This window comes from Novosphingobium olei (assembly GCF_037076535.1).
In the GTDB taxonomy this organism is placed as follows: domain Bacteria; phylum Pseudomonadota; class Alphaproteobacteria; order Sphingomonadales; family Sphingomonadaceae; genus Novosphingobium; species Novosphingobium olei.
Genome location: NZ_AP029021.1, coordinates 517,655 through 535,844, shown reverse-complemented (window position 1 = coordinate 535,844; position 18,190 = coordinate 517,655). Strand labels below are relative to the sequence as shown.

14 protein-coding genes and 1 pseudogene are annotated in these 18,190 nt (G+C 62.1%); 11 read left to right on the top strand and 4 right to left on the bottom strand.

Annotated elements, in window-relative coordinates; translation table 11 throughout:
* Positions 1–353: 353 nt before the first annotated feature.
* From AACH40_RS02560 to AACH40_RS02540, 5 genes are all read left to right on the top strand, one after another.
* Positions 354–662, top strand: coding sequence for a hypothetical protein (locus tag AACH40_RS02560; RefSeq protein ID WP_338644075.1), 309 nt, complete (start codon positions 354–356; stop codon positions 660–662).
* A complete protein-coding gene (locus AACH40_RS02555; protein WP_338644074.1) occupies positions 659–931 on the top strand; it encodes a helix-turn-helix domain-containing protein in 273 nt (90 codons plus the stop codon). Before AACH40_RS02560 ends, AACH40_RS02555 begins: the two co-directional genes overlap by 4 nt.
* Before the next feature lie 201 nt (positions 932–1,132).
* The gene (locus AACH40_RS02550) at positions 1,133–3,409 is read left to right on the top strand and encodes a restriction endonuclease subunit M (RefSeq protein WP_338644073.1); all 2,277 of its coding nucleotides are present in this window, start codon (positions 1,133–1,135) and stop codon (positions 3,407–3,409) included.
* 32 nt (positions 3,410–3,441) lie between these two features.
* The gene (locus AACH40_RS02545; protein WP_338644072.1) at positions 3,442–4,815 is read left to right on the top strand and encodes a restriction endonuclease subunit S; all 1,374 of its coding nucleotides are present in this window, start codon (positions 3,442–3,444) and stop codon (positions 4,813–4,815) included.
* Positions 4,812–6,302, top strand: a complete 1,491-nt coding sequence (locus tag AACH40_RS02540) for a hypothetical protein (RefSeq protein WP_338644071.1) — start codon at positions 4,812–4,814, stop codon at positions 6,300–6,302. The genes AACH40_RS02545 and AACH40_RS02540 overlap by 4 nt, the downstream gene beginning before the upstream one ends.
* 289 nt (positions 6,303–6,591) lie before the next feature.
* Here AACH40_RS02540 and AACH40_RS02535 read toward each other — a convergent pair.
* Positions 6,592–7,658, bottom strand: a pseudogene (locus tag AACH40_RS02535) (IS3 family transposase); the annotation flags it as partial.
* A gap of 118 nt (positions 7,659–7,776) precedes the next feature.
* On the opposite strand from AACH40_RS02535, the gene AACH40_RS02530 reads away from it, so the two are divergent.
* The 4 genes from AACH40_RS02530 (at position 7,777) to AACH40_RS02515 (ending at position 11,862) form a co-directional block, all read left to right on the top strand.
* Entirely contained in the window at positions 7,777–8,670 is an 894-nt protein-coding gene (locus tag AACH40_RS02530) for an AAA family ATPase (protein WP_338644070.1), read from the top strand.
* Complete coding sequence (locus AACH40_RS02525; RefSeq protein WP_338644069.1) at positions 8,667–8,810, top strand: hypothetical protein; 144 nt, start codon at positions 8,667–8,669, stop codon at positions 8,808–8,810. The genes AACH40_RS02530 and AACH40_RS02525 overlap by 4 nt, the downstream gene beginning before the upstream one ends.
* On the top strand, positions 8,807–10,132 hold the full coding sequence (locus tag AACH40_RS02520) for an McrC family protein (RefSeq protein WP_338644068.1): 1,326 nt from the start codon (positions 8,807–8,809) through the stop codon (positions 10,130–10,132). Before AACH40_RS02525 ends, AACH40_RS02520 begins: the two co-directional genes overlap by 4 nt.
* Before the next feature lie 350 nt (positions 10,133–10,482).
* A complete protein-coding gene (locus AACH40_RS02515) occupies positions 10,483–11,862 on the top strand; it encodes a hypothetical protein (protein WP_338644067.1) in 1,380 nt (459 codons plus the stop codon).
* 22 nt (positions 11,863–11,884) lie between these two features.
* Here the strand turns inward: AACH40_RS02515 and AACH40_RS02510 are convergent, their stop codons facing one another.
* On the bottom strand, positions 11,885–12,583 hold the full coding sequence (locus AACH40_RS02510; protein ID WP_338644066.1) for a response regulator transcription factor: 699 nt from the start codon (positions 12,581–12,583) through the stop codon (positions 11,885–11,887).
* On the bottom strand, positions 12,571–14,205 hold the full coding sequence (locus AACH40_RS02505; RefSeq protein WP_338644065.1) for a HAMP domain-containing sensor histidine kinase: 1,635 nt from the start codon (positions 14,203–14,205) through the stop codon (positions 12,571–12,573). The genes AACH40_RS02510 and AACH40_RS02505 overlap by 13 nt, the downstream gene beginning before the upstream one ends.
* 337 nt (positions 14,206–14,542) lie before the next feature.
* On the opposite strand from AACH40_RS02505, the gene AACH40_RS02500 reads away from it, so the two are divergent.
* Both AACH40_RS02500 and AACH40_RS02495 read left to right on the top strand, forming a co-directional pair.
* Complete coding sequence (locus tag AACH40_RS02500; protein WP_338644064.1) at positions 14,543–15,010, top strand: cytochrome c; 468 nt, start codon at positions 14,543–14,545, stop codon at positions 15,008–15,010.
* Between the two features lie 7 nt (positions 15,011–15,017).
* Complete coding sequence (locus AACH40_RS02495) at positions 15,018–15,710, top strand: cytochrome b/b6 domain-containing protein (RefSeq protein ID WP_338644063.1); 693 nt, start codon at positions 15,018–15,020, stop codon at positions 15,708–15,710.
* A 1,000-nt stretch (positions 15,711–16,710) separates the two neighbouring features.
* Here the strand turns inward: AACH40_RS02495 and AACH40_RS02490 are convergent.
* The gene (locus AACH40_RS02490) at positions 16,711–18,141 is read right to left on the bottom strand and encodes a sulfatase family protein (RefSeq protein WP_338644062.1); all 1,431 of its coding nucleotides are present in this window, start codon (positions 18,139–18,141) and stop codon (positions 16,711–16,713) included.
* Positions 18,142–18,190: the final 49 nt, after the last annotated feature.

The window sequence follows — 18,190 nt, the reverse complement described above, 5'->3', positions numbered from 1 at the left end:
CAACCGCTCAAACCCTCGGAAACGAGAACTTTTCCCCATTAATTGCGCCAACCCAAACACAGGGCTTTGCATCTGGATTATCGGGACTTGACATGCACACCCTACGCGACAAATCGCAGGGAAGACTGGAGATAAAATTAATATATAACAGTACGGTAGTGCGCATCGGAGAAATTGGCAGCTTCTCCGTCAAATCTGACTTGCGATCAGTCTTAGGCATTCCCGCAAATCACATATGGCCGAAAGGCGAGGAAATGCGCCAGTTCCAACGAGCTTGACTGCGTGATCGAACATAAGTAGAACAAACTTGCCTTTCGCAGTGTGATCCAGGCTCCACCAGAATGGAGTCCAGCATGACACGCAATGTTTCCATCCAGACCTATCTGCCCAAGCACGTCGCCGCCTGGGTTCAGGATGAAGCCACCCGCGCCAAGCAAAGCCGCAGCCAGTGGATCGGTGCCATCGTCACGGACCTGTTCCAGGGCCAAGAGCTGCGTGAGGAGGCGAGGCAGAACGCCGAGTTCATCAAACGCCGTCTGGTCTTCATCATGTGCGCTCTCGATGGCCTTCTGCTTGCCCATCCCGATGCGACCCTCCGGACTAAGGTGCACGAAGCGCATAAGCGGCAGCTCGACAAGCTCGCGCAGGAGAAGGGCGAATGAGGCGCCGGGAAGCCAAGGCGTCTGCAAAGGACGAACAACTCGACCTCCCATTCGATCGTCGCCCGAGGACGACCCGAACAAACGGTGCCGAACCGCTCGCCGTCCGGATTCCCGATGCCGTGCGGATGACTGGGATAGGCCGGTCCAAGCTCTACCAGCTGATTGCGTCAGGGGAGCTGGAAACGATCAAGATCGGCAGATGCACGCTCATAACGTTGGACGCGCTCAGAAGCCTGCTGGCCAACGCACAGGATCCGAATTTCAAGTGAAATCAATTGAATTTGCTGTGGCAAGCGTAGCATCACAATTGGGTTACAACGGGATCTGGTGCGCGACGGCGGCGCTCACACATCAACGGGATCGCTATCTTTTCATGTGTGGGTGACCGCACCCCTGTTGGAAGTTCGCCATGGCCTCAGACCAACCAGATCGCTAAGAGGGATGTCAAAATCGCGCGTGGGGAAATTGGAATGGAAGTGCCTGAAATCGTTCAGAGGGGTCTAGACGCAAAGCTGATTGCAATTGATGCCGACCAGAAGAGCGTTTCCTACCGCGCCCAAAATAAGAAGTACCGCCTGAGCGATCCTGAGGAGATCGTCCGTGCCGGTGCTTATGTCGCTTTGATCTTGGACTATGGATACCCAGCTGACCAGCTTGATATTGAATTTCCGGTCCCACATCGCGTTCCGAGCCTAACCGCCGACATTGTTGTCTTCAAGGACAGGGCGCGAAAGACCCCTTACATCGTCGTAGAGTGCAAGCGGGAAGAAGCCAGCAAGGGCGAACTGGATCAGGCTGTCGAACAGGGCTTCGGCTATGCCAATTCCTTGAAGGCAGAATTCATGTGGATGACGTCGGGCATCCGCAATGACTATTTCAAGGTTGCCGGGTTTGGCGGCATGGAGCGGGCCGAGAACCGAGAGCCGGACATCCCCCGCTTCGGCAAGGCGGATGTCGCGGCCGCTCGCTTCACAAAGGGCGGGGTCAACGGCTTCGAGCTGAAAGTCGTCCAGGAAACCGAGCTGACCCGAAAATTCAAACAGGCGCACGATGCCCTATGGGCGGGCGGCAAGCGCAACCCGGCGGAAGCGTTTGATGAGCTCGACAAGCTGATCTTCTGCAAGATCTGGGATGAGCGCGCGCCGCGTAAGCCGGGTGAGCCTTACGACTTTCAGGTCTTCAAGAGCGACCGCGACAAGGGCGATGATCTAAAAAGGCGTGTTCAGGCAATTTACGAACAGGGTCGCGCCAAGGACAAGGAGGTGTTCCAAGACGACATCCGCCTGTCTAATGCCGAGCTGCAAACAGTGGTTGGTTATCTCGCCGACACGAACCTCAGCGAAACCGACCTCGACAGTAAGGGCCGCGCATTCGAGACGTTCATGACCGGCTTTTTCCGGGGTGAGTTCGGCCAATATTTCACGCCGCGCAACATCGTGAAGTTCATTGTCGATGCGCTGCCAATCACAAATGAAAGCGCAGTGATCGACACGTCATGCGGGAGTGGCGGATTTCTACTGCATGCTCTCGACAAGGTGCGTCGACAGGCGGACGCGATGGCTGAGGATGGCTACTTCACCAAGGGGGACCGTCAGCACTGGAAGCACTGGCACGATTTTGCCGAGAACAATCTGTACGGGATCGAGATTTCCGAAGGGATCGCCCGCACCGCCAAAATGAACATGATCATCCACGATGATGGCCACACCAATGTCATTTCGCACGACGGGCTGGAATCGATCGATGCCATGCGCCTGGCGACTGGCAACCAGGGCTTCATCCCTGAAACCTTTGATTTCATCATCACCAACCCGCCGTTCGGCTCGAAGGTCAAGCTGGCGGAGAAGAGCTACCTGCAGAATTACGATCTTGGCCGGAAGGACATCGACTGGGTCGACGCCAAGATGAACAATGTCCGTGTCGTGCAGAAAGACGCGGGCAACGGTGAGGTCATCCGCTTGACCTTCACCGAAAAGAACCGCGATCAGCAGACCACCGAAGTGCTGTTTATCGAGCAATGCCACCGCTTCCTGAAGCCCGGCGGCTATATGGCGATGGTCATCCCGGACAGCATCCTGACCAATTCGTCGATGCAATATGTCCGCAACTGGATTGAGGAGCATTGGCGGATCGTAAGCGTGGTCTCGCTGCCGCAGTTCGCCTTCGCTGCCAATGGGGCGGGGGTAAAAAGCTCGGTGCTCTTCCTCAAGAAGTACGACGCCAAGACGACTGCTGCGATCCAGCGGATCAAGGAACAGGCACAGGACAAGCTGCATGATGCGAAGGACGGCGGGAACGCGCTCGAAAAGCTGATTGCCGAGAAGAAGCTGGTTCTAAAACGCGGGGATGCAGAGTGCCAGCGCATCGATGCGGAGATGATCGCCAAGGCCGAGGCACTGTCCGAACAGGGCACTTTAACCCCAGCGATCCGCAAGGCTTTGAAGGCCGAGGCTGAGGCCGCAAAGACCAAGCATATGGAGACCGATGCGTTCGCGCAGTGGAAGGCCGACACCAATGATGACTACAACGAACGCATTGAAAACCTGCGCGAGGCGCTGAACGACAAATATCTGGCCGAGGTGAAGGCCAGGGTTTCCGACTATGAAATCTACATGGCGATTGCGGAGGACATTGGCTACGATGCCACCGGACGCCCAACCGCGACCAACGAACTGGAGGCAGTGGCGGGAGAGCTAAGCCGCTTCATCGCCCATATCGAGGCGGGAGCGACGCACCCTTTTGTCTAGACCCCAATCTCGACGGAGAGCGTTTCTTCGTTGTGGGTTGGGGTGAAATTGAATTTCGGCATGATCCCGCATTCTATAGGGCATCCTTCCGTGAGCTGACGAATAAGATCGAACGTGGATCTTTTGCGACGCTTGGTTCTGTCTCGGTTTTCTCTTCCGAAGCATGGGATCAGCAATCTCTTTTTGGGGATGAGTTTCCGTACCTTGAAATTTCAAGCATCGACCTTGTGACAGGTGACATAAAGATGCTCGACCTCGTTCCGGTCGAAGAGGCCGCAAGTCGGGCACGAATGATTGTGCATCCCAACGATTTGCTCGTCTCAATGACGAGGCCCAGCCGTGGCGCGATTGCAAGGGCGGCCGATCATCTTCCCAATCCCTTCATAGCTTCGACTGGTTTTGGGGTAATTCGTCACGTCGATACAGGACGCATCAGTGCCGATTACCTTCTGCTGGTCCTTCGGTCTCAAATCAGTCTTCGGCAAATGGAACAACGTTCGAGTGGCGGTAATTACCCAGCTATCACATCTACAGAACTCAAGCGCATAAAACTGCCAATTCCGTCTCAAACGGAGCAGGAAGCGCTAGTGGCAAAGTATCACAATGCCATCGGAGTGCTGAAAAACGCACGGGCTGAAGCTGCTGCGCTACTGGAGTCGATTGACGATTTCCTCCTATCGGAACTCGACATTAACTTACTGCCGGAGATCGAAAACACGCTAATCAACCGCAAATTCCGCGTTGCTGCAGCCGACCTTAGCGGATGGCGGTTTGACCCACCGGTGCATCAGTCCAAGTTTTCGCTTGAATCTGCGTCGCTCGATTCTGTGCCTTTGGGCCGGATTTGTCATATCAACCCGCGCACATCTTTCGGCAGACTGCACGACACTGATCTGGCGGGATTTGTCCCGATGGACGCCATATCCGACCGACTAGGGATTGTAGAATATGTGGACGAACGGCGGATCGAAGAATGTTCGGGGTACACGACCTTCTGCGATAACGATGTGCTTTGGGCAAAGATCACGCCGTGCATGGAGAACGGGAAATCTGCAGTCGCCCGGGACCTAACGAACGGGGTCGGCTTTGGATCGACCGAGTTCCATGTAATTCGGCCGCGCAGCACCGCTGTCCTGCCTGAATATGTCCACTCGCTACTGCGCATGGGCCGGCTCCGCAGAGAAGCTAAGCGGTTCTTCACGGGTTCGTCTGGCCATCGGCGAGTCGATGATGACTTTCTCAAAAAACTTGTCGTGCCGTTGCCACCGAGAAGCTTGCAGGAAAGGCTTGTGCAGGAAATTCGTGCCAAACGTGATCAGGCCATAGAGTTAGAAAAGTCAGCTACCGCCAAACTTGAGAGCGCCAAGCGCGAAATCGAGGCGATCCTGTTGGGAGAGGCCGCATGAGGATCACTTTCGAAGGAAAATATGAGCTCTCACTCGGCGGTTTCCCATGCATCCGTGGCTATGCCACGCTGCGCGAAATCGCCAGCGTCTCGGTTGCCGACCCTGCCTATCAGCGCGAGCTGACGCCTGAGCACGTCGATGAAATTAAACGCTATTTCGAAGCGGGCGAATACCTGTTCTTCCCTGAGATCATCCTCTCAGCCACCCTTAATGTGGCCTATGGGGAGGCCGGAGCGCCGGCGGACGACCCTTTGCAGCTTGTTATGCGGGGGCAAAAATTCAGGTCCAACACCAACGATCTACGCATCATCCCACGCACTTCTCGCTATGACATATCGGTACCCGACGGTGAAAGGCTGTTCAAACGCATCGACGGCAATCACCGGCTGAGCGCGCTCGAGGCCTTGAATGACGAAAAATACGACCGCTTCGTCGCCCCGTTCTGCATCATCCTGTTCAGTCAGGCTGACGCCGCCCGCAATGAAAAGGCGCTGTTCCACAACATCAATTCCAAAGCACGCAAGCTGACGAGTGAGGAGTCGCTTCGCGGCATTATCGACGATAGCGATGGTTTTCCCGACGAAGTGTTGAACGGGCAGTTCGGTACTGAATACCTCCAATGCCGCCAACTGGGCGCGCGGCTGAACTTCGATTACCTGCCGCACCTTCGAACCGTGTTTGGGAAGGTGGTGGGAGCGGAGGAATGCTATCGCTCTACCCTGATACAGTCCCTGCAGGATGTGCAGGGCCAGTTTGTCCGGCTTGAGCTGGGCAACCTTCCCGATACCGATGCACTGTTCAATGCAATCCGCGCGGTCAACGATATCTACGCCGACGAACGCCTCCAGCATTCCCGCGCGCAGGGCTTGTTCGCCGCCTTCCTGTTCTGGCAGTTGAAACCGGGCGCAAGCGCTGGCCAGATCACCCAATTCACCAACTGGGTCTTACGCACGCACCAATATGAACTCGGATCGATCAACGCGGCTGACCTGATCAAGATTTTTGAAAAGATCGCTGAATCACGTAAGCGTCAGATTTTCATCTCGATGTGGTTTGCGGAAAAGACGAAGCAGAATTTTGATGCCATCAAAGCGGCCATCGATGATCTGAACAAGGGGCATCAACTCGACATCAAATTACGCGAAATCCGTGTCGATAGATTCGACACTGGATATTCCTATAAGATCACTCAAGAGATTCTTGATTTGATCGAGAACTCTGGCCTGATGATTGCCGATCTTTCCGGCGGCAACAAGAATGTTCACCACGAAATCGGTTACCTAATGGGCCTTAATCGTGGGCGCGGTTTGCCGGACGAGAACTTTCTGCTGGTTCACAACGAAGCGATAGGTTCTCCCGACACGGACATTGGCTTCAACCTTGCGGGTGACAAGCAATTGAGGGTGAAGGATTCCAATGCTCTACGCGAGGAGGTGAAGCGGCAAATCGCGATCTTCTATGGTCTCGCCGATGGTGAGGGTAGCTGAGGGCATGATCAAGGGGGCATTGAATGCGCAAGGATGAATTCCGCGACTGGCTGGGCAAGCGGTTGTGGAAGGGCGAGCCCCTAGCGGACAAAGCCAAGACCAGTCGCTGCCGTCGGTGCCAACGGGTTGAACGTGGCTTGCAGGGGCTTGGTTTAGCAGTGGTCTGAGCCCGAAGTTTCTACCAGCTACGAGTAGAGCCTTGGGCCGTTGTGATGCCCATCGCTGGGCGTGATGGCAACAACCGTATTGGGGGCATGCCCCCAATACGGTTTGCCGATTGACCCCGTCCCCATTCGGCTGGGGTTCGGTTCCCGAGGCTCGAGTGGGGGCGGAAGTGGTTGTAGTCGTGCCGCCAGGCTTCCAGCTCCTGACGGGCATGGGCGAGGCTGGTGAAGATCGTCTCGTTCAAGAACTCGTCCCTGAGCCGCGCGTTGAAGCTCTCGATGAACCCGTTCTGGTAGGGCTTGCCTGGCGCGATGTAGTGCCACTCGACATTGCGCTCCTTCGACCACCGCAGGATCGCCATGCTGGTCAGTTCGGTGCCGTTGTCGCTGACGATAGTATGGGGCCGCGCCATCCGCTCGAAGACTGCAGCATCAAGCTCACGCCCGACCCGCGCGCCCGAGATCGACGTGTCGGCGATCAGGCGCACGCACTCCCGGCTGTAATCATCGACCACGGCGAAGATCCGGAACCGCCTGCCACAGGCGAAGGCATCGGATAGGAAGTCGAGGCTCCAGCGCTGGTTGGGTCCCTGTGGGACCGTCATCGGTGCCCTCGTGCCCAACGCCCGCTTGCGACCACCACGACGGCGCACCTGCAGCCGCTCCTCTCGATAGAGCCGTCGGAACTTCTTGTGGTTCATTGCGCAGCCTTCCCGGCATAGCAGCCAGTGCAGCCGCCGGTAGCCGAACCGGCGACGCTGGCTGGCCAGCTCCCTGATGCGCTCGCGCGCCTTCGCATCGTCAGGCCGACGACTGACGTAACGCACCATGGTCCGGTCCGCGCCCAGCACCGCGCAGGCACGACGCTGGCTCACCTCGAAGACCTCCTGGAGATGAGCCACCGCCTGCCGCATGGCACGGGGCGCTAGAATTTTTTTGCGCTGATCTCCTTGAGCATGGCGTTGTCGAGCATCGAGTCCGCCAGCAGCTTCTTCAGCCGCTCGTTCTCCTGCTCCAGCTGGCGCAACCGCCGGGCATCCGACACTTCCAGCCCGCCATACTTCGACTTCCACTTGTAGAAGGTCGCCGAGCTGATCCCGTGACGACGGCATACATCCACCGTCGCCATCCCCGCTTCCTGCTCCTTCAAAACAGCGATGATCTGCTCCTCGCTGAACCTGCTCCGCTTCATTCGTCCGTCTCCTCGTCAGGGCCGGACTCTACTTATCACTGGAGGAAATTTAGGGGCTCAGACCAGTGACATTGTCATAGTTCCGTACGGCAATACCGCCTTTCGGGCGATTGCCGAGGTGACTGGCGAGTATCGGTTTGAACCTTCGGCTGACGGTTATTATGCGCATCGACGTGATGTGCGCTGGCTCCTCACATTGGATGAGCCTTTGCCGCTCGACACAATTGTCGACGGCAACTTCACGATGCGCACGCTCTATTCCCTGCCGACGAAGCGCGTAAACTTGGCTGCTCTTGGCCGGCTAATTACTGGCGACGTCGAGAACGATGACGGAGAAGAGACCGAGACGGACGGGGTTCCAGACCAGTTTGCACTGATCATTGATGAGATCAATCGTGCAAATATTTCAAAGGTCTTCGGGGAGCTCATTACCCTGATCGAGCCGGACAAGCGGCTCGGAATGCCGAATGAACTAAAGCTAACGCTTCCATATTCAAAAAAACGAGACTTTGGTGTCCCCGCAAACCTCCACATCATCGGAACGATGAATACGGCGGACCGCTCCATCGCTTTGCTTGACACAGCACTTCGTCGGCGGTTCAATTTTCGGGAAATGGCCCCGGAGCCCGACCTACTTTTGGACGCCAGCAAACGGACAGGAATCGACCTTGTCCGGGTTCTGACCACCATCAACCAGCGGATTGAATATCTCATCGATCGCGAGCACCGCATCGGACACGCATTTTTCATTAACTGCGAGACAGCCGAGCAAGTTCACGCAGCCATGCGCGACAAGGTCATTCCCTTGATGCAGGAATACTTCTTCGAGGACTGGAGCCGTATTCATGCGGTGCTGGGTGACGGGTTCATCCGGGAAGACATGCTTGATCCGCCGCCGGGCATCGAAGGCGACCGGGTTTCGAGCTGGTCGGTGCTCGCACCGTTTAAGGCCGATGCATTCGATCGGTTGATCGGCAAAGTGGTCAAGCCGGCGGAGGAGCTTGGCGAGTGATCGCCGAGCTGGCCACCCATCTGCTCCCCGGCGTGCCTGTCGAGCAGGTTGCCGCCTGCTCGTGGCGTGAATGGTTGGCATGTTTCCCGCCGAGCGCGACCGATCCTACCGATCGCGCCATCGCCGGGTTCCACCCGTGACTCATCTGACCGTCCACGAATGGGGGCCTACGGGCGTACACAATGACACCGGAGCAGCGCCGAAGAACGCCTTCACCCGGAGTCAGGCAAATGCCCTACTTCGGGCTGCGCGGTCGCATACGCTGGCGAATCAGTCAGGGAACAATATCCTTGTCGATCGATACAGCGAGCTAAGAGCCCAGCAAGTTGTTGGAGTTATTGCCGCCCCGGGTTGCAGTCTTGAAATTCTGCCCAAAATCGATTCCGGCGTCGCTGAGGGCGACGAGGCAATCCGGACTCGGCTCATGTCAATGCTCGACGTCGCGCTTGGTCTCAAACTCGGAGACGGACAGGCGCTGGCAATGGCGCGGCAGAAGGAAACCTTGCTCGATATTCTGATCCGCCTGTTTACTGATCGCCTGCTGGCCGAAGCACGACGCGGCCTGCCCCGCGGCTATATGTCTCAGGAAGACGATCTAGCGACGCTGAGGGGGCGACTCAATGTCATCCGTCAGTTCACCCATCACGCCGTGCGACCCGACCGGCTTGCCTGCCGCTTCGACACTCTGAATCCAGACACCCCCTTGCTGCGGATCATGAAGGCCTGTGTCTTACTGCTGCGCAGTCACGCGCGCGCGCTGGAAACGCAGCGGCGGTTGGACGAGCTCCGTTTCATCCTCGCCGATGTGAGCGACGTGGCTATCGGTGCGCTACCCTGGACGCAGGTGAGAATTGATCGGACAAACCGTCGCTGGGAAAGCCTTTACGAACTGGCGAAGCTATTCCTAAAACGTGAATGGCAGCGCACCAACCACGATGCCAGAGCGGGCCAGGGGATTACACTGCTGTTCGCTATGAACGATCTGTTCGAAGCCTATATCGCAGCTCTGACGCGCAAGGCTTTGTTGGGGACCGATCTGACCGTACATTCGCAGAGTGGTCTGCGCTATTGCCTGATGGAGGAGTGCGAAGGCGGCAGGCCGCGCTTCCAGACGACGCCGGACATTCTGATCAAGCGGAATGGGCAGGTTCAGTTGGTGATCGACACCAAGTGGAAGCTGGTTGGTCAAAATCCCGAAGACAAGAAACGCGGAGTGCCGCAGTCAGACGTCTATCAGATGATGGCGTATGCCCGACTCTATGAGTGCCGCGAGGTGATGTTGTTATACCCTCATCACGCCGGTCTAGCAGCCGATGGTCTGAAAGCCGCTTACGCCATAATGAAAGGCGATGAACGCTTGCGGATCGCAAGCGTAAACCTGACCACTGGAAAGCAGGTGGTTCAACAGCAGCTAGCGGAATTGATTGCCCCCGATGTTGCCGGCTTGGAGGTGGACGCTTAACATGGCCACGTTTGCTGCGGACGCCGATCGGGGCCTGGTTTCGAGCATATGCTGTGTGGTGCAATGCGCGTCGAAACTCTGTCCGCAGCGATTTGAGTCCTCATCGAGGACCAAGCAGAAGCGCGAAACGGTATTTTTGACGGTATCGAATTCGCGAATCAGGGCAGCAAACCGTTGTGATGTAACGCCTTGTCTGCACGTCACGGTCCCTCTTCTGGGCACCACTTCTTCTTCGAATCAGCGAGTTACCCGCATTTGAGGCAGCCTTCGGGCGGCCTTGCGGTTGACGTTCCGGCGCGCTCGTTTCATCTGCAACCGGCGCGTCAAGCCACGCGCGGGGAGTCTGCATCTTGCGCCACGGTCTCGTTCTCGCCCTCGCCTTTGCGGCCACGCCTGCCTTTGCCCAGGATCAGGCCATGGACCATGGCGCGATGGATCATGGGGCAATGCCGGGCATGGACATGGCCGCACCGGCAACGCGCGCGGACCAGACGGACCACGCCACGATGGACCACGCCACGATGGACCACGCCAGCATGGACCACATGGACATGGGCGGCATGGTCGGCGCGCTGGGCGGCTATTCGATGATGCGTGATGCGTCGGGCACCAGCTGGCAGCCGGATTCGGCGCCGATGATGGCGATCATGGGCCGCCTCGGCGGCTGGGCGACGATGGTCCACGGCAACCTCACCGTCGTGCAGGACTGGCAGGGCGGCCCGCGCGGCGATGACAAGGCGTTTGCCGCCTCGATGCTGATGGGCATGGCGCAGCACCCGCTGGGCGGCGGCACGCTGACGTTGCGCGCGATGGGCAGCCTCGATCCGCTGATGGGCAAGCGCGGCTACCCGCTGCTGCTCGCCACGGGGGAGACCGCCGACGGCCGCACCGAACTGGTCGATCGCCAGCACCCGCACGATGCCTTCATGGAACTGGCCGCATCCTACAGCCATCCGCTGGGCGATCGGGTGTCGGGCTTCGTCTACTTCGGCCTGCCGGGCGAACCGGCGCTGGGCCCCACCACCTTCATGCACCGCTTTTCGGGCATGGCGAACCCGGAAGCGCCGATCTCGCACCACTGGCTCGATTCCACCCATGTCACCTTCGGCGTCGCCACTGCCGGGATCGTCGCCGGCAACGTCAAGCTCGAAGGCTCGCTGTTCACCGGGCGCGAGCCCGACCAGAACCGCTGGGACATCGAACGCCCGCGCTTCGACAGCTGGTCGGCGCGCGCCAGCTGGAACCCCACGGCCAACCTTTCGCTGCAGGTCAGCCACGGCTTCCTCAAGAGCCCCGAGGGCCTCCACCCGGACGAGGACGTGCACCGCACCACCGCGTCGGCCACCTGGAACCTGCCGCTGGGCCAGCGGCGCAACCTGCAGACGACACTCGCCTGGGGCCGCAACGCGCCGACCGGCGGCGATCACCACGCGCATGCGACCAATGCCTTCCTGCTCGAAAGCGCGCTGCAGTGGGGCCGCTGGACCGTGTTCGGACGCGGCGAGAACGGCGACAAGGGCGAGCTGTTCGATTCCGGCCCGCTCGAAGGCCGCGTGTTCAATGTCTCGAAGCTCAGCCTCGGTGGCTATCATTCGGTGCCGATCGGCAAGGTCGCGCTCGATTTCGGCGGCCTGGTCAGCGCCATCGGCCTGCCCGCCACGCTCAAGCCGGTCTATGGCGGCGAGCCGATCAGCGGGATGATCTTCACCCGCCTGCGCATCACCGGCTGACCGGCGCCCGCCTCAGGCCGCCTCAGGCCGCCTCGGCGATGCGGTAGCCAAAGCCGCGCACGTTCTCGATCTGCGCGCCGCATCCGCTCAGCTTGCGGCGCAGGCGGCTGATGTAGACCTCGACGATGTTGGTCAGCGGATCGTCGTCCATCGTCCACACCGAGCGCAGGATTTCGTGGCGCGAGAACACCTTGCCGGGCGACAGCACCAGCAGCGTCAGCAGGTCCAGCTCCTTGGCCGTCAGCGTGAACGGCTTGCCGTCGACGGTCGCCTGCTTGCGCACGTGGTCGATGGTGATCGTCCCGAACGACACCGGCCCGGTCGCCGCGGCGAGCGGACTGCCGCCGGTCGCTTCGGACGGCTGGGCGCGGCGCAGCACCGCCTCGATCCGCGCGAGCAGTTCCTCGAAGGCGAATGGCTTGACGATGTAGTCGTCCGCCCCGGCGCGCAGGCCCGCGACGCGGTCCTTCACCTCGTCGAGCGCGGTGACCATGATCACCGGCACCTCGATCCCGCGTTCGCGCAGCGTCTCGGCCACGTCGAACCCGCTCATGTCGGGCAGCATCAGGTCGAGCAGGACGAAGTCGAACGTCTCGCGCGCGGCAAAGTCGAGCGCCGCCGCGCCCGTGCCGACGTGGCTCGCGCGGTAGCCTTCGGCTTCCAGCCCGCGCGCCAGCGTATCGGCCAGCTTCACTTCGTCCTCGACTATCAGCAACCGCATTCGCCGTTCCCCTCCTTGCTCTCGTCGCCCAGCGTCGCCGCCGCGGCCAGCGCGCCCGTCGTGCCCGCAGGGCCGCCATCGCGCGCAGGCAGCGCGCCCTCGCACGGCAGGCGCAGCGTCACCGTCACGCCAGAGCCGGTTTCCGAAGCGATGGCAATGGTGCCATCGTGCGCTTCCATGATCGTTGCCGCGATGGTCAGGCCAAGCCCGTGCCCGTCCTCGCTGCGGCGGCGCGGCCATTCACTGCGGTCGAGCAGGTTGGGCAGCAGGCCCGGATCGATACCCTCGCCGCAATCGGAGATGCGCACCACGGCAAAGCCCGCCTCCAGCCGCAGCTGCACGCACACGCACAGCGCGTCGCCGCCATGGGTGACGGCATTGTCCAGCACGATGCGCAGCACCTGCTGGATGCGCAGCGGGTCGACCCGCACCGGCAGCGGCGTGCCAAGGCCGGCGAGCGTGATGGTGCCGCCGTCGGCCTCGATCACCGGGCGGAACTCGGCGAGCGCGCGGCTGACAAGATCGCCCATGTCGACGCTCTCGCGCTCGTAGGACAGCACCGGGGCATCGGCGCGCGCCACGCGCAGCATGTCCTCGATCAGGCGGCCGAGCGTGCCCGCCGTGCGCACCACGCGGTCAAGACTGCCGCGAAGCCCGGCGATCGTCGGGCGCGCCTCGCGCAGCGCCACTTCGGCATCGGCGCGCAGCACCGCCACCGGCGTGCGCAGTTCATGCCCTGCGGTGGCGATGAACCCGCGCCGCCGATCGTCCATCTCGCGCAGCGATGCGTTGGCGGCAAGCAGGTCGGCGGTGCGGGCGCGCACTTCGTCCTCCAGCCGGCGATTGACGGATTCGAGCCGCGCCTGCGCCCGGCCGATCTCGGCGGCCATGGCGTTGAACGACCGGTTGAGCGCGCGGAATTCGCGTGGGCCCTTGTCGGGCAGGTACACGCCGAAGTCCTGCCGCGCCACGCGGTGGGTCGAACTCAGCAGCCGCTGCAACGGTTCGACGATGTTGCCGCGCGCCCACACCGCCACGATCACCGCCGCGATCACCAGCACCAGCGACGTCGCGAAGAAGGCGATCTGCGTCTGCTCCAGCGCGACCACCGCGCGCATCTGCGCCGCGCGTACTTCGGCTTCCTCGCCCTGCACGCCATAGCGGATCTGGCGCCACCATTCGTCCTCGTAGAAGCCGGTCAGCACTTGCGGCGCCATCGCGCGCAGCATCGCCGTGCGCTGGCGCTGCTCCTTCTCCTCCTCGTTCATTTCCGCCGCGCGCTCGGGCGTGAACGCCCCCTTGCGGATCACCGCCAGCTCCGCGCTCGTCGCGCGGTCGATGCGGGCGATCTGGGCCTGCATCCGGTCGACCACTATCCGCCGCGTAGCCTCGTCCTTCACGCGCCCGCTGCGCACTTCGGCCAGCGCCCAATCGGCCAGCGTTCCGATCTCGAGGTATTCGCGCAGGGCCGATGCGGAATAGCCCGCGCGCTCGCTTTCCTGGCGCACGGTCACCAGCGAGCGTTCGGCAAGCACGCCGGGCACGAACACCAGCACGCTCACGGCCAGCGCGATCAGCGCCATGCGCAGGGGCAGGCTCGATGAATTCGGGCTGATCGTCATGCGTCCGCTTTGCGCCCTCCTGCGCCGATGCGACCTGTTTGCAGGCGCGATGGCACGGATTGCAGCGCCACACGACCGCGTAAGGGCATACACATACAGGTTTTTCGCAAGAATTGTACAGACAGCGTACCGAATCCCTTCGTTCCGCTTGCCTCCGCGCGGCTTGGCGGCAATATTGCGGCCGCGAAGAACGCCCGCATGACGTAAGGTTTCGGATGACGCCACACCGGCACAGCATGATCCCGCCCGTCGCCCGCAACGCTCTTTCGCACCGTCGGGCGGCCCTGCCCGCCGGGCGCGCCACGCGATGGTTTCCCTCAAGCATCCGGAACGTTCCATGATCCAGCCCAAGTCCCTCGTCCTTGCCCTTGCCGCGGCCAGCGCGCTTGCCGGCGGCGTCGCCTCGGTCTCCGCGCTCACGCCGCAGCAGACCGTCAGCCTGCGCCACGCCAACTATGAAAAGATGGGCAAGGCGATGAAGGCCATCGGTGGCGAACTGAAGTCGGGCGCGCCGAACAAGGGCGTGGTGCTCGCCAATGCCAAGGTCATCGCCGCGGTCGCGCCGCAGCAGGGCAAGCTGTTCCCCGCCGGCACCGGTCCGTCCTCGGGCCTCAAGACCGACGCCCTGCCCGCAATCTGGACCGACCGCGCCACGTTCGATGGCCTCAACGCCCGCCTCGTCACCGAAGCGAACAAGTTCGTGGCCGCTGCCGGAACCGGCGATGCCGCGGCGATCGGTGGCCAGATGAAGGCGCTGGGCGGCGTGTGCGGCGAATGCCACCGCAAGTTCCGCAAGGAAGACTGATCCAGCGATGAGCGCGACGGACGCAACTCAGCCGCCAGCCGGCAAGGTCCCCTTGTGGGACCTGCCGACGCGTGTGTTTCACTGGGCGCTCGTCGCGCTCGTCGCCTTTTCGTGGTGGAGTGGCGAAAACCACGACATGGATCGGCACCGCCTGTCGGGATACACCATCCTCGGCCTGCTGGTGTTCCGCCTGTTCTGGGGCTTCTTCGGCAGCCGCACCGCGCGCTTCTCGCAGTTCCTGCGCGCGCCGGGCGCCGTTGCCACCTATGCCCGCGGCCTGTTCGCGCGCCGCCACACGCCCAGCTTCGGCCACAACCCGATGGGCGGCTGGAGCGTCGCGGCGCTGCTCGTCACGCTGTTCACGATGGTCGGCGCCGGGCTGTTCGCGGTTGACGTCGATGGCCTCGAATCCGGCCCGCTGTCCGATTACGTCAGCTTCGAAGCCGGTCGCCAGGCCGCCGAAATCCACGAGGCGACTTTCACCGTCCTGCTGGCGCTGATCGCGCTGCACGTGCTCGCGATCCTCTACTACCGCTTCGTGCTCAAGACCAACCTGATCACCCCGATGGTCACCGGCAAGGCCGTGCCCGGCGAAGGCGCAAAGATCGAACCCGTCCGCGCCCACCCCCTCGCCGCCCTGATCGGCATCATCATCGCCGCCGCCGTAGCCTGGGCCATCTCACGCGGCCTGAGATTCTGAATTCCTGAATAAAGACAGACGCTTATCACCCCTTCATGGTGGTGGAGGGGTGCGAGCGCGGCGCGCGGCCCAAAGAAAAGAACAGTCCTTCGACAAGCTCAGGACGGACGGGGTGTGGGAGCGCACATAACGTCATCCCAGCGAAGGCTGGGATCGCTGGCCGCCAAGCGCCTCCCAACCGTTCCGCAAACCGCCAACGATGCCAGCCTGCGCTGGCATGACGAGCCCGGAAGCAAGAACCACCCCCTCCCCCATACCCGTTGCCCTGAGCCTGTCGAAGGGCTGCCCTTGTCCTTGCAGCGCAACAGCGAGATCGAACGCAGCACCTCCCCAAAGCGCTTGACCAGCGCCGGAAGACGTCCCGGGAGCGCGAGGGGGTCACCCCCTCGCATCTGTCCTGTTCTCTGCCCTTCCTTCCCAACCTTGACAAAACGTACCATATAGGTTATACGCCACCCCACGGACCGGGAGCGGCATGGCCGGCTTGCTCTTCGCTCCTTCGGGCCAATCTCCACGATGGGAAAGGCCCGACGCGACCGGCGCGGGTCGGCGCTGCGGGAGGCCGCTTCCTCGGAAGCGGTCAGCGAGGGCGTTAAGCCCCAAGTCCCTCAGGGCACACCCAACGCCACTGCAACGGACGGGCGGATGTGGTGCGGTGGTTCAACCGCGTGGCAGCGCCTCCCTTGCGAGTCCGGTTCCAGTCCGGTCCGGCCCCTTCATGCGGCCGCGACCAATCCCGGAACTTATCCTCGCGGGACTTATCGCTACGGACCGGGCCGCCTTGCGAGCCGCCGCCCGGGTTTCGAGCCCCCGTCCGAATTCAGGCTGAGCCGATCCGGGATAGCCAACGCCCCGCCGGCCACTCGCCACAGCGTTCCTCTTGCCCTCCACGCGCACGCGCCACGCATGGCGCCCGCGCCGGTCGCGCAGGTCCGTACACTTCCCAAAGGCGTTATCGTCCGGGCTCGCCGCCGGATAAGGCGGCGTGGGTGCCGCCCGGTCACTCCTTCGCGACGTAATGATCCGCCAGGTCGCCCGGCAGGAAGCCGTGCGTCTGCGAAGCCGGGTCGAGCGGCAGCATCGTCGCGTCCCACGCCTTCCACTCGTTCACCAGCGCGCGATAGACCTCGGGCTCCCGGTCCTTCAGGTTGGCGCGCTCCTGCGGATCGGCCTCGACATCGAACAGGAAGGTGTTGTCGTTGATCTTCAGGTACTTGTACTGCCCGCGCCGCGCCGCCTGCTGCGCGTGGTTCTTGTAGCGCCAGAACAGCGTGCGTTCGGGCAGGGTGCCGCCGGTCAGCGCCGCGCGGATGTCGATGCCATCGCTCGGCACGTCGGGCGCGGGCGCGGTACCGGCAGCCGCCAGGAAGGTCGGCAGCCAGTCCATCGTGATGATCTGCTGCGCGCTCGTCGCACCGGGCCTTGCCACGCCCGGCCAGCGCACGATCGCGGGAATGCGCAAGCCGCCTTCGAGCAGTTCGGTCTTGCGCCCGGTGAAGGGGTAGGTGTCGGCAAAGCGTTCGCCGCCGTTGTCGCTGGTGAACACCACGATGGTGTTGTCGGCCTGGCCCGTGGCATCGAGCGCGGCCAGCACGCGGCCGATCTGTTCGTCCATCCGGCGCACCATCGCGGCATAGGTCGCCAGCGAACCGCCATCGAAGTCGAACAGCGCCTGCGGGTCCTTCTTCGCGGCGATGCGCACGGATTCGGCCTCGTCGCCCGGCGCTTCCCACGGCCAGTGCGGCGCGGTGAAATGCAGGCTGAGGAACCAGGGCTTACCCTCCTTCGCGCCCGCCCGCACCTCGGCCACGGCGCGATCGCCCAGCAGGTCGGTCATGTAGCCCGCCTGGTCGAGCGGAGTGCCGCCGTCCCATAGGTCGGGCGTGCCCGCGTTCGTTGCGTGGGTGTAGTAATCCACGCCGCCACCGCGCAGGCCATAGAAGTGCTGGTACCCGCTCTTCAGCGGATCGAAATCGGGCAGGCTGCCCAGGTGCCACTTGCCCACCAGCGACGTGCGATAGCCCGCCTTGGCCAGCAGCGAAGGCAGCGTCGGATGGCTGGGCGGCAGGCCGATGTTCTGGCGGTTGGCGAGCGGCTCCTCCAGCCCGATCGGCAGACGGTACTGGTACCGCCCGGTGATCAGCGCCACCCGCGTCGCGGTGCACACCGCGCTGTTGGCATAGGCCTGGGTAAAGCGCGTGCCCTGCGCCGCCAGCGCATCGAGCACCGGGGTCTGGTAATCGCGCCGGCCATAGCACGACAGGTCGGCATAGCCGAGGTCGTCGGCCATGATGTACAGCACGTTGGGCCGCCGCGCGGGCGGGGTTGCGGCCGAAGCGGCGGGCGAAAGCGCGAGCGAGGTTGCGGCAGCGGCGGCCCCGGCCAGCGCGGCACGGCGGGTCACCCCGCGCGAGGCGGCGATATCGGTCATGTCCGTAATCCCTGAAAGCAAGCCGCCCGCGCGTGGTCGCGTGGGGCGC

Bases quoted from the DNA above. Each gene is read 5' to 3' on its own strand.
- AACH40_RS02560 (WP_338644075.1), top strand. From the start codon at position 354: ATGACACGCAATGTTTCCATCCAGACCTATCTGCCCAAGCACGTCGCC.
- AACH40_RS02555 (WP_338644074.1), top strand. From the start codon at position 659: ATGAGGCGCCGGGAAGCCAAGGCGTCTGCAAAGGACGAACAACTCGAC.
- AACH40_RS02550 (WP_338644073.1), top strand. From the start codon at position 1,133: ATGGAAGTGCCTGAAATCGTTCAGAGGGGTCTAGACGCAAAGCTGATT.
- AACH40_RS02540 (WP_338644071.1), top strand. From the start codon at position 4,812: ATGAGGATCACTTTCGAAGGAAAATATGAGCTCTCACTCGGCGGTTTC.
- AACH40_RS02510 (WP_338644066.1), bottom strand. From the start codon at position 12,583: ATGCGGTTGCTGATAGTCGAGGACGAAGTGAAGCTGGCCGATACGCTG.
- AACH40_RS02505 (WP_338644065.1), bottom strand. From the start codon at position 14,205: ATGACGATCAGCCCGAATTCATCGAGCCTGCCCCTGCGCATGGCGCTG.
- AACH40_RS02500 (WP_338644064.1), top strand. From the start codon at position 14,543: ATGATCCAGCCCAAGTCCCTCGTCCTTGCCCTTGCCGCGGCCAGCGCG.
- AACH40_RS02495 (WP_338644063.1), top strand. From the start codon at position 15,018: ATGAGCGCGACGGACGCAACTCAGCCGCCAGCCGGCAAGGTCCCCTTG.
- AACH40_RS02490 (WP_338644062.1), bottom strand. From the start codon at position 18,141: ATGACCGATATCGCCGCCTCGCGCGGGGTGACCCGCCGTGCCGCGCTG.